13 protein-coding genes are annotated in these 13,336 nt (G+C 57.9%); 6 read left to right on the top strand and 7 right to left on the bottom strand.

Translation table 11 applies throughout. From position 1 onward, the window contains the following. The first annotated feature begins 13 nt into the window (after positions 1–13). Positions 14–223, top strand: a complete 210-nt coding sequence (locus AC3WK5_RS10905; RefSeq protein ID WP_081013719.1) for a PA3496 family putative envelope integrity protein — start codon at positions 14–16, stop codon at positions 221–223. On the opposite strand, the gene AC3WK5_RS10900 is transcribed toward AC3WK5_RS10905, so the two are convergent. After that, on the bottom strand, positions 165–1,127 hold the full coding sequence (locus tag AC3WK5_RS10900; RefSeq protein ID WP_054594786.1) for a LysR family transcriptional regulator: 963 nt from the start codon (positions 1,125–1,127) through the stop codon (positions 165–167). The two genes, AC3WK5_RS10905 and AC3WK5_RS10900, sit on opposite strands and share 59 nt — an antisense overlap. 189 nt (positions 1,128–1,316) lie before the next feature. On the opposite strand from AC3WK5_RS10900, the gene AC3WK5_RS10895 reads away from it, so the two are divergent. Together AC3WK5_RS10895 and oadA are read left to right on the top strand one after the other, a co-directional pair. Next, positions 1,317–2,732, top strand: a complete 1,416-nt coding sequence (locus AC3WK5_RS10895) for an acetyl-CoA carboxylase biotin carboxylase subunit (protein WP_019694334.1) — start codon at positions 1,317–1,319, stop codon at positions 2,730–2,732. Between the two features lie 11 nt (positions 2,733–2,743). Then, positions 2,744–4,552 carry a sodium-extruding oxaloacetate decarboxylase subunit alpha gene (oadA, locus tag AC3WK5_RS10890; RefSeq protein WP_103314812.1) on the top strand — a complete coding sequence of 603 codons (1,809 nt, stop codon included), beginning with the start codon at positions 2,744–2,746 and terminating at the stop codon, positions 4,550–4,552. A gap of 499 nt (positions 4,553–5,051) precedes the next feature. Here the strand turns inward: oadA and AC3WK5_RS10885 are convergent, their stop codons facing one another. After that, complete coding sequence (locus AC3WK5_RS10885; protein ID WP_103314811.1) at positions 5,052–7,247, bottom strand: autotransporter outer membrane beta-barrel domain-containing protein; 2,196 nt, start codon at positions 7,245–7,247, stop codon at positions 5,052–5,054. A gap of 345 nt (positions 7,248–7,592) precedes the next feature. On the opposite strand from AC3WK5_RS10885, the gene AC3WK5_RS10880 reads away from it, so the two are divergent. Next, positions 7,593–7,877 (top strand): helix-turn-helix domain-containing protein, encoded by a 285-nt coding sequence (locus tag AC3WK5_RS10880; RefSeq protein ID WP_103314810.1) that lies wholly within the window; start codon positions 7,593–7,595, stop codon positions 7,875–7,877. A 422-nt stretch (positions 7,878–8,299) separates the two neighbouring features. After that, entirely contained in the window at positions 8,300–8,605 is a 306-nt protein-coding gene (locus AC3WK5_RS10875; protein ID WP_103314809.1) for a hypothetical protein, read from the top strand. A 146-nt stretch (positions 8,606–8,751) separates the two neighbouring features. Here AC3WK5_RS10875 and AC3WK5_RS10870 read toward each other — a convergent pair whose 3' ends face one another. Continuing rightward, a complete protein-coding gene (locus AC3WK5_RS10870; protein ID WP_103314808.1) occupies positions 8,752–9,588 on the bottom strand; it encodes an amino acid ABC transporter permease in 837 nt (278 codons plus the stop codon). Next, complete coding sequence (locus AC3WK5_RS10865) at positions 9,585–10,406, bottom strand: ABC transporter substrate-binding protein (protein ID WP_103314807.1); 822 nt, start codon at positions 10,404–10,406, stop codon at positions 9,585–9,587. Before AC3WK5_RS10865 ends, AC3WK5_RS10870 begins: the two co-directional genes overlap by 4 nt. Before the next feature lie 113 nt (positions 10,407–10,519). On the opposite strand from AC3WK5_RS10865, the gene AC3WK5_RS10860 reads away from it, so the two are divergent. Then, positions 10,520–11,419, top strand: coding sequence for a homocysteine S-methyltransferase family protein (locus AC3WK5_RS10860; RefSeq protein WP_103314806.1), 900 nt, complete (start codon positions 10,520–10,522; stop codon positions 11,417–11,419). A gap of 108 nt (positions 11,420–11,527) precedes the next feature. Here the strand turns inward: AC3WK5_RS10860 and AC3WK5_RS10855 are convergent, their stop codons facing one another. From AC3WK5_RS10855 to AC3WK5_RS10845, 3 genes are read right to left on the bottom strand one after another with little or no spacing between them, the layout of a single operon-like run. Further along, positions 11,528–12,199: a GNAT family N-acetyltransferase gene (locus AC3WK5_RS10855; protein WP_103314805.1), complete on the bottom strand. Its 672-nt coding sequence runs from the start codon at positions 12,197–12,199 to the stop codon at positions 11,528–11,530. 17 nt (positions 12,200–12,216) lie between these two features. Continuing rightward, the gene (locus AC3WK5_RS10850; protein ID WP_103314804.1) at positions 12,217–12,663 is read right to left on the bottom strand and encodes a GNAT family N-acetyltransferase; all 447 of its coding nucleotides are present in this window, start codon (positions 12,661–12,663) and stop codon (positions 12,217–12,219) included. A gap of 2 nt (positions 12,664–12,665) precedes the next feature. Beyond that, on the bottom strand, positions 12,666–13,295 hold the full coding sequence (locus AC3WK5_RS10845; protein WP_103314803.1) for an FMN-binding negative transcriptional regulator: 630 nt from the start codon (positions 13,293–13,295) through the stop codon (positions 12,666–12,668). Between the last annotated feature and the right edge of the window lie 41 nt (positions 13,296–13,336).

Here is a 13,336-nt window from a genome sequence, read left to right as displayed (position 1 = left end):
TGGGAGACTCGAAATGGCCCAGCACTACGAAGAACGCAACAGCGCTGTCAAAACCCGCCGTCAGCAAGAAGACCAGCGTCGCATGGCGTTTCGCCGAGCGATTGAAGATCGCTGCGAGCACCGCCAGCTTCTGGCCGAGATCGGTGAATATCCGGATCTGGAACTCAACTATTGGCAGGCAACACCGGCAGCTTCGCGTCGAAACGCTCAACCAGCGCGCTGATCTGCGCCCGTTCACTGCGGATAAACCCCAGGAACGCATGCGCTACCGGTGACAGGCGTTTGGCTTTGGCCTGCACCAGGCACCAGCTGCGGTACAACGGCAGCTCTTCGACCGGCAGCTCTTTGAGTCCGCCGGTCGCCAACTCCAGGTTCAGGGCGTGGCGCGTCAATAAAGCCACGCCCAGACCCGCCACTACGCATTCGCGCTGGGCTTCGGCCGACGAGACCTCCTGGGTCTGGTTGAAGTGCACGCGCTTTTCTTTGAAATACTCCTCGCACGCCAGCCGTGTCCCGGAACCGGGCTCGCGCAACAGCAATGTGTAGGGCTCAAGATCCTGCAAGCGCAAGGGCCCCATGTGGCACAGCGGATGATCCGGTGGCGCCACGGCAACGATCGGGTTGTTGAGGAACGGCAAAAACTCCAGGCCCATGTCCTGCGGCACCATGGACATGATCACCAGGTCGTCACGGTTGTCGGACAGCCGTCGGATGACCTGTCCACGGTTGACCACCGTCAGTTGCAGGTTCACTTCCGGGTGCTGGCGCTTGAAGGCGGCAAACAAGTGCGGTACGAAGTACTTGGCGCTGGATTCCACAGCCAGTTTCAGCTGACCTTGCAATGAACCTTGCATGTCCGAGAGCTGCATATCGAGGTTTTCCAGGCGCCCGAAAATGTCCCGGCTGGCGCGCTGTAACGCTTCAGCCGCTTCGGTCATGTAGAGCTTTTTGCCGACGTAATCGAACAAAGGCTGACCAATCAGCTCTTCAAGCTGACGAATCTGTAGGCTGACGGCCGGTTGTGTGAGCGACATTTCGTCAGCTGCACGGCTGTAGGAACGCAAATCGCAGACTTCGTTGAAGATCTGAAGCTGGCGTAATGTCATACGCATCAAGGACTTACGCATTATTTAAACACTCTGGTCGCGGGTGGGCTCTTCAACTATAAGTCTTTACTTATGCCTGACCCAATTATTATTGATTTTTGTTAATCCCTTGAGCGGGCTAGTGTGACTGTGCGACTGGCTTGAAACATTTAGTCACGCGCCGACCCAGTCCAAGGTCGTGGGTAGCAACCGGCTCAAGGGAACCTCCAAGTGATAAAAAAGATCCTGATTGCCAACCGTGGTGAGATTGCCGTACGAATCGTACGTGCCTGCGCCGAGATGGGCATTCGTTCGGTCGCGATCTATTCCGACGCCGATCGCCATGCGTTGCATGTCAAACGTGCCGATGAAGCCCACAGCATTGGTGCCGAGCCACTGGCCGGTTACCTGAACCCGCGCAAGCTGGTGAACCTCGCGGTGGAAACCGGTTGCGACGCGTTGCACCCAGGTTATGGCTTTCTTTCGGAAAACGCCGAGCTGGCCGATATCTGCGCCGAGCGCGGTATCAAATTCATTGGTCCGTCGGCAGAAGTCATTCGCCGCATGGGCGACAAGACCGAAGCCCGCCGCAGCATGATCAAGGCTGGCGTACCGGTTACGCCGGGCACTGAAGGCAACGTCGCCGACATCGCCGAAGCCCTGGCCGAAGGCGATCGCATCGGTTACCCGGTGATGCTCAAGGCCACCTCCGGTGGTGGCGGTCGCGGGATTCGTCGCTGCAACAGCCGCGATGAACTCGAACAAGCTTTCCCGCGGGTGATTTCCGAAGCGACCAAGGCCTTTGGTTCGGCGGAAGTCTTCCTCGAAAAATGCATCGTCAATCCCAAGCACATCGAAGCGCAGATCCTTGGCGACAGTTTTGGCAACGTGGTGCACCTGTTCGAGCGTGACTGCTCGATCCAGCGTCGTAACCAGAAGCTGATCGAGATCGCCCCGAGCCCGCAACTGACACCAGAGCAGCGCGCCTACATTGGCGACTTGTCGGTGCGTGCGGCCAAGGCCGTGGGTTATGAGAACGCCGGCACCGTGGAGTTCCTGCTCGCCGAGGGCGAGGTGTACTTCATGGAGATGAATACTCGGGTGCAGGTGGAACACACCATCACTGAAGAAATCACCGGTATCGACATCGTCCGTGAGCAGATCCGCATTGCCTCCGGCCTGCCGCTGTCGGTGAAGCAGGAAGACATCCAGCACCGCGGCTTTGCGCTGCAGTTCCGGATCAACGCCGAAGACCCGAAAAACAACTTCCTGCCGAGCTTCGGCAAGATCACCCGTTACTACGCACCCGGCGGTCCCGGCGTCCGTACTGACACGGCGATCTATACCGGTTACACCATTCCACCGTTCTACGATTCCATGTGCCTGAAACTGGTGGTCTGGGCGTTGACCTGGGAAGAGGCGATGGACCGTGGCTTGCGCGCCCTCGACGACATGCGTCTGCAAGGGGTCAAGACCACTGCCGCCTATTACCAGGAAATCCTGCGTAATCCGGAATTCCGTAGCGGTCAGTTCAACACCAGCTTCGTTGAAAGCCACCCTGAGCTGACCAACTACTCGATCAAGCGCAAACCCGAAGAGCTGGCCCTGGCCATCGCCGCCGCCATTGCCGCCCACGCAGGCCTGTGAGGAATATTCCAATGACTAAGAAAATCCACGTAACCGACACAATCCTGCGCGACGCCCACCAATCGCTGCTCGCGACCCGCATGCGCACCGATGACATGCTGCCGATCTGCGACAAGCTCGACAAAGTCGGCTACTGGTCGCTGGAAGTCTGGGGCGGCGCGACCTTCGATGCCTGCGTACGCTTCCTCAAAGAAGATCCGTGGGAGCGTTTGCGCAAACTGCGTGCGGCGCTGCCTAACACCCGTCTGCAAATGCTCCTGCGCGGCCAGAACCTGTTGGGCTACCGGCACTATAGCGACGACGTGGTCAAAGCCTTCGTCGCCAAGGCGGCCGTGAATGGCATTGACGTGTTCCGCATCTTCGATGCGATGAACGACGTGCGTAACCTGCGGGTGGCCATCGAAGCGGTGAAAGCGGCCGGCAAACACGCCCAGGGCACCATTGCCTACACCACCAGCCCGGTGCACACCATCGAGGCGTTCGTGGAGCAAGCCAGGCAAATGGAAGCCATGGGTTGCGACTCCGTGGCGATCAAGGACATGGCCGGCCTGCTGACCCCGTACGCCACTGGCGAATTGGTCAAAGCACTGAAAAGCGAGCAATCGCTGCCCGTGTTCATCCACTCTCACGATACCGCCGGCCTGGCCGCGATGTGCCAACTCAAGGGCATCGAAAATGGTGCCGACAATATCGACACCGCGATCTCCAGTTTCGCCTGGGGCACCAGCCACCCGGGCACCGAGTCGATGGTTGCCGCCCTTAAGGGCAGCGAGTTCGACACCGGCCTGAGTCTGGAGCTGCTGCAGGAAATCGGTTTGTACTTCTACGCCGTGCGCAAGAAGTACCACCAGTTCGAAAGTGAATTCACCGCCGTCGACACTCGCGTGCAAGTCAACCAGGTGCCGGGCGGGATGATTTCCAACCTCGCCAACCAGTTGAAAGAGCAGGGTGCACTGAACCGCATGAGCGAAGTGTTGGCCGAAATCCCGCGGGTTCGCGAAGACCTCGGCTTCCCACCGCTGGTGACCCCGACCTCGCAGATCGTCGGTACTCAGGCGTTCTTCAACGTGTTGGCCGGTGAGCGCTACAAGACCATCACCAACGAAGTGAAGCTCTACCTGCAAGGCGGTTACGGCAAAGCGCCGGGTGTTGTTAACGAGCAGTTGCGCCGTCAGGCGATCGGCAGCGAAGAAGTCATCGATGTCCGTCCGGCGGATTTGATCAAGCCGGAAATGACCAAGCTGCGCGGCGAAATCGGTGCGTTGGCCAAGTCTGAAGAAGACGTACTGACCTATGCGATGTTCCCGGACATCGGGCGCAAGTTCCTTGAAGAACGCGAAGCCGGCACCCTGACTCCGGAAGTGTTGTTGCCGATTCCGGAAGCCGGCGGCGTGACCTCGGCGGGCGGCGAAGGTGTGCCGACGGAGTTCGTCATTGACGTTCACGGTGAAACCTACCGCGTCGACATCACTGGTGTGGGCGTCAAGTCCGAAGGCAAGCGTCACTTCTACCTGTCCATCGACGGCATGCCGGAAGAAGTGGTGTTCGAGCCACTCAACGAATTCGTCAGCGGCGGCAGCAGCAAGCGCAAACAAGCCAGCGCACCGGGCCACGTCAGCACCACCATGCCAGGCAACATCGTCGATGTGCTGGTCAAGGAAGGCGACACCGTGAAAGCCGGCCAGGCGGTGCTGATCACCGAAGCGATGAAGATGGAAACCGAAGTACAAGCGGCCATCGCCGGCAAAGTCACCGCCATCCACGTGGCCAAGGGCGACCGGGTCAATCCGGGCGAAATACTGATCGAGATCGAAGGCTGATTTAACAGCCTCGACTGCAACGCTTTACCTCGGGGGGGCATGTGCCCCCCTTTTTTTGTCCATGTGCAAGGAACTGCTAGACAACGATCCTCAGTGTTCCGATTAGCGGATCTTTTATCGGGCTTTGCGCCGGGTATGTGCCTTTTATGTTGTACTCGCCTGGCTGTACATAAGGGACTGTGAACCACGCATAGCTTTCAGACTGACGGCAGATGTTTGCTACGTGTACCGCTCCTCCCGCTAGAGGTACAAATTGGATTGAATAAACTCCAGTCATACTCTGGACTTTTTCATGCGTTAGTGAGATGAAATCACCCGCTTTTGCTGTTGCAGGCAGACTTACTAATGATGTCTCGTTGTTCATCACGGAAACTCCTTAACGATGGAGAACTGAAATCAGAGCAAGTAGTCGACACCTGCTTCAGGGAAATAGGCTAGGCTGCAGGTTATAAGGTCGTCTACTGTCAGAAGTGACAGGTGTTTGTCCATCCAGTCCTTATCAAAAACTCATCCGCCACTGACCCATCACGCCGCTTTCGTGGCTGTTGCTGCTCATCTCACCGTTGTAGGCAACGCTCAGAGCGTGATGCTTCGAGACCCTCAAGTCCAACCCCGCTTCCAGTGTCAGGCTGTTGCGATCCAGTGGAATGCCTTCGACATAGAACGACTCGCTACCCGCCAAAAAAGTCTGACGTACATGGCTGCTGACATCGCCATAGGTGTGCTTCCAGCCAGCGCTCATACGCGGGGTCAGGCGCATGCCGTTTTCCAGGTCGCTGCGGTGTGCCAGGCGCAGGCCAAAGATGCTGTTGAAGTTGCGTAGGGTTTGCTTGTCGACTTTCAACGCAGCATCTCCACCTTTTTCCCGGTAGCTGTCGCGTTGATAATGTTCATACCCCAGGCTTGCGAAAGGCTCGGCCTGCAGGGCGCCACTGCTCAGGTTGTAACCGACTTCGGCGAAAACCTGCTGGCTGCTGGCGTCGTAGCTGCCTTTGAGCTGGTCGCTGTAACGACCGAAGGCAATATTGCGTTTGGTGGTTCCGTCATGACTGCTGTAAGTCGCCCCCAGTCGCAAGGTCAGCGGGCCGCTTTGACGCAGCGCATAGGCCCCGAGGTGCCAGCTGTCGAGATCGCCGTCCAGCAGCACCCCGTCCAGGCGAGTCTGTGATTTGCCACCGAGTAAGCCCGCGCGCCATTCATTATCGAGTGACCAGTCGGCCCCCACCACGATGCCGTGAGTGCGTTGCCGAAGGGCGCTGTCGTCCAGTTTGTCATCATGGGTTGCGGAGTTGCCCAGGGCCTGGACCCAGACCCTGCCGTTGGTATCGTGACCGGTTGCCGAGAAATCTTGCAGGCTCGCATCGTTGCTCAACTCGCGCAGGGTCGAAAGCATGCTCGCGCTGACCGGCCGGACACTGCTCAAAGTGGCACTGGCGAGATTGGCGTTGCTGACGCCGGCCAGTTGCTCCAGCGCTATGGCGGCCGTTGCGGTGTTGCTGGTGAGCAGGGCATTGATGGCGGTATTCATCGCAGGAGTAAGTGCTGGTTGATGTTCATCCGGTGGGCTTGGCAGAAGCGCTGGCGCGATATCGGCGGTTGCTGGAGTGGGCGGGGATTCATCGTGTGGCGCTGCGGCAACCGGGGCGCTCTGTTGCTCGGGTTCGAGGCTATTGGCGAGTGCCCGACTGTTCTCGGTCGTGGCAAAGGTTTCCAGTGGCACGTCGTTGCGGGCATAGATCAGGCCCACGTGGGTGTCGGTGTAGGCCAAGGTTGGCGTCATATAGGCGAGGTTGCTGCTGACTTTACCAAACTCACCTTCGACCTTGTTCGCTTCAAGCACTGTGTAGCGTCGTGTGAGCGGGTATTCGCCGTCCATCGCATTGACTGTCAGGCTCGCGCTTTCGAGTATTGCGGTACCGTCGACTATGATGGTTTCGGCGCTACCGTCGGCGTTGATCTCATAGGACAACTCGGCACTTTCGAACAGTTTCAAATCACCGTTGATCTGCGCTGCGCCCTGCGAACGGTCGACCACGAAGCCGCCATGCACATTCAGACTACCGACGTTGCCTTTGCCGCTGAATGTTGCGCCTTCGCCAACGACCACATGGCCTTTGATGTCGCCCATGTTGCTCAGATGGCCACCGTGGAGGACGTTTGCGCTGCCACCGATCCAGCCGTTGTTGATGAGCGTGCCTCGGGTTTCTGCACCGCCTGCAACACCTCCATTGTTGGTTAGCGTGGAGCCTTTATCGACCAGCGTACTTTCCTTGAAATCCTTGGAACCGGTCAGTATCCAATCGCCCTGTTTGGCATGCAGCACGGTAAAGTTGCGGCTCTCATCCAATGTGCCGCCGTTCTTGGCGTCGAGCTGCAATACGTTTTGACCACCACCTCCGTCAACCACCCCGTTGAAGCTTCCGCGGTTGAGTACGATCACCAGATCATTGGCGTCGTCCAGCTGCAGGGCGATACCGTCGGGACCTTTTTTGTAAGCCTTGGTGATCTTGGTTGGGGTGGTATCGGTCGCCTTGATGAATGCTTGAAGCCGTGCGAACGGGTCGACTGGCGTCTCGATCTGATGGGGTTCGGCATTGATGGAAAGCTGCTGGGCAATCGCAATGTCGACACCGCTTAGTGCGAGCGCGATTGCCAGGGCGAGATGGTGTGGACGATGAGCGTGCAAAATGGGCATTGAGTGCGACCTCTTCCTTGGGGAGGTCGAACTTTAAAAGGGCGGGCACATGCCCCGATGCCGGGTATTTCTTGCTCTTGTGCAAGGCGCTGGAGCTTCGGTTGTAGCAAAGGGCACGTCCAGGAGGCCATATGACTATTGGCCTCCCTATGCTGACGTTTTTCCTTACGACGTTCTCGGATGTGTCGATTGGCGAAGGCTCGGAAACTCGTCTGCCACCGCTCTTTCGCACTGAAAAACGCTTTGATATGCAATTTAATGCATGTTTTATCTGTGTTTAGTCTCAATATCTGCATTAAATTGCATAGTCGGAGGGTGGGTTGGATTGGTTCGGAGTCGATGAACATGGGAATGTCGGTACTTGAGCGAGGGGCTCTACTCGAAAGCATTCAGGAAGGATTGGCTGACGGCACCTTGGAGATTGGTGAGGCGGTCCGACGTTTGCGGGTTGAGGTTACGGGGTTGCATCAGAGTCAGTTTGCGAAGATGTGCAAAATTTCGGTGCGCACGCTGGTGCATATCGAGCACGGGGAAGGGAACCAGACGCTGAAGTCGTTGAATGCAGTGTTCAGACCGTTTGGGTTTCGAATGGGGGTTGTGAAGGTTCGTCGTTTTATCAATCGAGACTAGAGGCGACCCTCCGGTAAGTTAAGGAGCTTCGGCTTCAATATATTCCCCGTAGCAGCTGTCGAGCTTGCGAGGCTGCGTTCGAGTGCGTAGCGCTCGCAAAATGCCAAACTTCATCCTTTCAGGAACACTGCATATCGCCTATTTGCGACTGCTTCACAGCCGAACGCAGGCTTCGCCAGCTGCTACGGTTCGCGTAACGGCGTAACTTGCCGGCATTGGGGCTGCCCGCGAGGGCGACCTCATAGCTAACCTGTTTCAAAAGGTCATTTCTCTCATTCGCGTAGGACGACTCCGAGATGCGGAAACCGGGTTTTGCATCGCTTTTTGCTCGCCTATAGTCCTTGTGTCACCGCTCAGGCCGTGACTGATCTTAGCCGGTCAAACACCAGGAGCCATTCCTTGCAAACTACCGGAGTTAGATCATGCCCAACTTTTCCCCTCTCCAAAGCAACCTCAGTCTCGACCCTACGCTGTTCATCAACCTCGACGCCGACGCCTGTGATCTTTTCGAAACCGCCATTCACCGTCTCAAGATCGGTCGAAATCTGCTTAACAGCGTGAGCTGCCTGAGCGTGAAGGATGCCGAAGGCTACGACCTGGAGCACTTCGCCAATGCCGCGCATTTGTTGATTCAGGACGGTTGTGACGCACTGGATGCGTTGGGGTGGAAGCTAAGTCGCAATTGCGGGCCGACGGAGTCAGCTCCAGGCGAGCCCGCGAAGGGATAACCACTCAGCAGAAGAGGTAGTTCTATTCAAATAAAGCTGTTTATCCACGCAGCTTTATTTGCTGTCGATTGCAAATCGCTTTCTCCGGTTCGATCAATTGCCAATTGTTGGCGTAGTGAAGATTCGGCGTACGATCAGCTGAACCCTTAGCTCCGCTGCTTGTACGCCTTCCCGTAATGCCGCTCCATCCGTGCCTGAATCAACTCCAGACCAATCGACATCAGCCAGTAAATGATCGCTGCCGTGCTCAGCATTTCGATGTAGCGGTAACTGGAACGGCCATACGACTGCGCCAGGAACATCACTTCCCAGACGCCCATCACCGAGATCAGTGATGAGTCTTTGAGCATCGAGATGAATTGGTTGGTGGTGGGCGGGATGATGGTGCGCATGGCCTGTGGCAGGGTGACTCGCCAGAAGATCACCGACTCGCGCATCCCCAGCGCCAGGGAAGCTTCGCGCTGGCCATGCGGTACACCGACGATGCCGGCGCGGAAAATTTCGCTCAGGTACGCACCGTAATTCAGCGATAGCGCAATGATCCCGGCGGCAATGGCACCGGGGACAATGCCCAGCTGCGGCAGGCCGAGGTAGATCAACAGGATCTGAATCAGCAACGGCGTGCCACGAAAAAACGACGCGTAGAAACTGGCGATGCCGAACGCCACGGCACTCTTCGACAACCGCGCCAGGGCGGTGATGAAGCCCAGCAGTGATGAGGCGACAATCGAGCACAGGCACAAAAACAGTGTCAGCGCAGCGCCTTGCAAGAAGCCGTTGGGCGCCAGATGCAGGCCGATCAGGTTCGGCAGCTTGTCGAGAATGATCGAAAACTTCAGGTCGAAGCTCAGGAAGAAACTCGCGAACAGACCCAGCATCGTCGCCCAGGTCAGGTACAGGCGCGTACGAAAACCAAAGACACGTTTGAGCAATGACTCAGCCACCGGTTGCGGTGGCTGAGGAGGGCGGGGGAAAGAAGTCATTTGCTGATATCGGCGCCGATCCATTTTTGCGACAGCCGGGTCAGGGTGCCGTCCTGTTTCAACTGGGCAAAGACTTCGCGCACTTTGCCATCCCACTGGGCATCACCCTTTTCGATGGCCACGGAGTTGGGTTCCGAGTACAGCGGCTCACCGGCAAGCTTGAAGCGCTGGTCCTGGGTCAGGCGCGGTTGTGCGGTTACAAGGTTGGTGAGGACTGCATCCAGTCGCACGCCAGCGCCCAGACTCAGGTCCTGGAAGGCGACGTTGTCGGTGTCATACGGGGCGATCTGCACGTCCTCGAACGGGTACTGCAATCGGGTGTCTTCAGCGCCTTCGATCACCAGGTTTTTGTTCAGGTAGCTTTCGTAGCTGGACGCGCTGGTGAGGCCGACTTTTTTGCCGCTCAGGTCTTTGGCACCATGGATGCGATCGTCTTTGGCATTGACCACGATCACGGCTGGCGAAGCGTAGTACTCCACCGGGAAATCGAAGACTTCGGCGCGGGCCTTGCTCGGGGTCATGGAGCAGATGCAGATATCATAGCGACCGCTCCAGCGCCCGGCAGCGATCACATCCCAGGACGGCGTTTCGAGACGCAGTTTGACGCCAAGTTTGTCCGCCACGGCTTTGGCCACATCGACGTCGAAACCGTCGAGCTGGTTCTGATCGTTGAGGAACGAGAACGGCGGATAGCTTTCCATCAGCACGCCCACCAACTCTTTCTTTTGCTCGATACGATCCAGTGTGGCACCGGCAAAGGCTTGGGAAGAAGCAGCGAGAATCGTCAGGCCCAGGGCCAGTAGCGGTTGAAGTTTCACGGGCAGTTCCTGACTAAAAAAGAGTTTGTTATTAACGGAATGGTGCGTATTTAATAGTTATAAGAACGACTCTGATAGTGAGTTATTTTCATAAGCATATGAGTAAAAAATATATGGACGCAGGCAGCACGGTAATTCTGGATGGCGGTATGGGTCGCGAACTGCAACGCCGAGGCGCGCCGTTCAGGCAGCCTGAGTGGTCCGCGCTGGCGTTGAGCGAAGCACCGCAAGCGGTTGAGGCCGTCCATACGGCTTATATCGAAAGCGGTGCAAACGTGATCACCAGCAACAGCTACGCGGTGGTGCCGTTTCATATCGGTGAAGAACGTTTTGCAGCTGAAGGTCAGGCGCTCGCGGCCTTGGCAGGTGAGCTTGCACGGCGTGCAGCCGACGCGGCTAAACAACCCGTGCGTGTGGCGGGTTCATTGCCGCCGCTGTTTGGCTCCTATCGTCCGGACCTTTTTGATGCTGCCCGGGTGACTGAATTGCTGACGCCATTGGTCACGGGGCTAGCGCCTCATGTTGACCTGTGGCTGGCCGAAACCCAGAGTTCGATTGTCGAAGCGCGGGCTATTCATGCCGGTTTGCCAAAGGACGGCAAGCCGTTCTGGTTGTCGTTTACCTTGAAGGATGAAGACACGGACGAAGTACCGCGTTTGCGTTCAGGCGAACCGGTGGCCGATGCCGCTGCGGTGGCCGCAGAGCTGGGGGTCGAGACGCTGCTGTTCAACTGCAGCCAGCCGGAAGTAATCGGTGCGGCGATTGATGCTGCGCGGGAAACCTTCGAGCGTTTGGGTGTGAAAGTCCACATCGGTGCGTACGCCAACGCCTTCCCGCCGCAACCGAAAGAGGCCACGGCCAATGATGGTCTGGACCCGTTGCGCGAAGACCTCGATCCGCCCGGTTACCTGCATTGGGCAGCCGATTGGCAGAAGCGCGGCGCCAGCCATCTCGGTGGTTGCTGCGGGATTGGCCCGGAGCATATAGCGGTGTTGGCGCAGAAGTTGGCGTGAAGCCAAAAGATCGTCCGAACGCGGCCCGAACCTGCGGCAGTCCCTACAGGATGTACATATTCCTCTGTAGGAGCTGCCGCAGGCTGCGATCTTTTGTTGTTGGGCCTTTTAGCTCCGGCACTCCACCAACGTTTTCAACTGCCCCGAATCCGTCTGGTTCTCATCCGACAGCCACTTCTCAAATCCCGCACCAATCGCCGGCCATTCCGAATCCAGAATCGAATACCACGCGGTGTCGCGGTTCTGGCCCTTGACCACCATGTGCTGGCGAAACACGCCTTCGAAGCTGAAGCCCAGGCGTTCGGCGGCGTATTTGGAGCGGGCGTTGCCGTTGTTGCACTTCCACTCCAGGCGACGGTAGCCCAGGGCGAACGATTCTTTGGCCAGCAGGTACACCGCTTCGGTGCTTTTCGGTGAGCGCTGCATCGCTGCGCCAAAGGTGACGTGGCCGATTTCAATGCGGCCGTGGGCCGGGACGATCGACATCAGGCTGAGCATGCCCTGCACATCGCCGCTGGTGCGGTCGACGATGCAGAAGAAATACGGGTCGCTGTTGGCGGCGTGATTGTTCAGCCAATCGTTGAACGCGCTACGCTCCGGAAACGGGCCGTAAGGCAAGTAATCCCACAGCTTCGGGTCGGCGCCCGGGCCTTGCAGGGCTTTGAACAAGCCGTCGGCGTGGCGCGCCGGGTCGAGTTTTTCCAGGCGAATGAAGCGTCCTTCGATCAGTTGAACCGAGGGCGCTGGAGCGCCTTTCCAGTCAGCGAGTGAAGTCGACATGTTGCTCTCCTTAAACCTTAAAGGCCTTTGCGAAACTGGATGTAACCAGGACGCTCGGCAATGCGCTCGTAGAGCTGGATCGCGGTGGCGTTGGTTTCGTGGGTCAGCCAATGAACCTTGCAGCAACCGTCGGCCTTTGCCGTGGCATAGACGAATTCGATCAGCAATCGACCGATACCAGTACCACGCTGCTCAGGGGTCACCAGCAGGTCTTGCAGATAGCAGGCGTTTTCGATGCTCCAGTTCGAGCGCTGGTAAATGAAGTGCACCAGACCCACTGCCTTGCCATCGAGCCAGGCAAGGGCGCCGTTGGTGGGTTCGTTCGGGTCGAGCAAGCGTTGCCATGTACTCTGATAAACAGTGTTGGGCAATTCGGTGTCGTAGAAGCGCAAGTAGGCTTGCCACAACGGTTGCCAGGCGGCGTGGTCGTTGGCGGTAACGCGGCGAATTTCAATTTGGCTCATGATCATTCCTTTGGCATCAAATGGGCGAGGGCCTGGTCGTGCGGGTTGGCGCTGGCGCTCAACCCTTCGCGCACGCCGGCGATGTCTGCGGTACTGCGGTTCTGGCTGAGCTTGCGCTTGCCTTCCAGGCGCTGGATCGGCAAGGCAAAGCCAACGATGGCCTTGAGCATGCCATCAATGTAATGAGCCGGCGCATCGTCGACTTTCCACGGCTGGGTGCGGTCGTGTTCATGGCGATCGGTCAGGGCGCTGACCAGATTACGCAGGCGAGGAGCGTCGCTGAACACTTCGGCGTTGCCATAGGCGTGCACCGCCACGTAGTTCCAGGTCGGCACGACTTTACCGTGGTCAGCTTTGCTGGGGTAGAACGACGGGCTGACGTAAGCATCGGCACCAGCAAAAATCACCAGCGCCTCGGCCCCGGCTTCCAGCTCCTGCCACTGTGGATTGGCTCGGGCCAAGTGGCCGTAAAGGGTTCCATTCGGCCCTTGTTCCGGGCTGAGCAGCAGCGGCACATGGCTGGCCTGCAAGCCCTGCTCGCCGTGGGTGACGAGGATCGCCAGGCGAGTGTCGAGGATCTGCTGATGCAGTGCGGGAAGGTCTTCGATGGCAAATGCGCTGGGGGTATACATGGATATTTTCCTTGGCGAATGCCTTTATCCTAGGCAGGCTA

This window comes from Pseudomonas sp. FW306-02-D09B (assembly GCF_058782685.1).
The sequence above is the reverse complement of the archived record's forward strand: the minus strand, read 5'-3'. Positions and strand labels throughout refer to the sequence as shown.

Excerpts from the sequence above, each read along its gene's own strand:
- AC3WK5_RS10885 (WP_103314811.1), bottom strand. The coding sequence starts at position 7,247 with ATGCCCATTTTGCACGCTCATCGTCCACACCATCTCGCCCTGGCAATC.
- AC3WK5_RS10855 (WP_103314805.1), bottom strand. The coding sequence starts at position 12,199 with ATGTCGACTTCACTCGCTGACTGGAAAGGCGCTCCAGCGCCCTCGGTT.
- AC3WK5_RS10850 (WP_103314804.1), bottom strand. The coding sequence starts at position 12,663 with ATGAGCCAAATTGAAATTCGCCGCGTTACCGCCAACGACCACGCCGCC.
- AC3WK5_RS10860 (WP_103314806.1), top strand. The coding sequence starts at position 10,520 with ATGGACGCAGGCAGCACGGTAATTCTGGATGGCGGTATGGGTCGCGAA.
- AC3WK5_RS10875 (WP_103314809.1), top strand. The coding sequence starts at position 8,300 with ATGCCCAACTTTTCCCCTCTCCAAAGCAACCTCAGTCTCGACCCTACG.
- AC3WK5_RS10870 (WP_103314808.1), bottom strand. The coding sequence starts at position 9,588 with ATGACTTCTTTCCCCCGCCCTCCTCAGCCACCGCAACCGGTGGCTGAG.
- AC3WK5_RS10900 (WP_054594786.1), bottom strand. The coding sequence starts at position 1,127 with ATGCGTAAGTCCTTGATGCGTATGACATTACGCCAGCTTCAGATCTTC.
- oadA (WP_103314812.1), top strand. The coding sequence starts at position 2,744 with ATGACTAAGAAAATCCACGTAACCGACACAATCCTGCGCGACGCCCAC.
- AC3WK5_RS10880 (WP_103314810.1), top strand. The coding sequence starts at position 7,593 with ATGGGAATGTCGGTACTTGAGCGAGGGGCTCTACTCGAAAGCATTCAG.
- AC3WK5_RS10905 (WP_081013719.1), top strand. The coding sequence starts at position 14 with ATGGCCCAGCACTACGAAGAACGCAACAGCGCTGTCAAAACCCGCCGT.
- AC3WK5_RS10845 (WP_103314803.1), bottom strand. The coding sequence starts at position 13,295 with ATGTATACCCCCAGCGCATTTGCCATCGAAGACCTTCCCGCACTGCAT.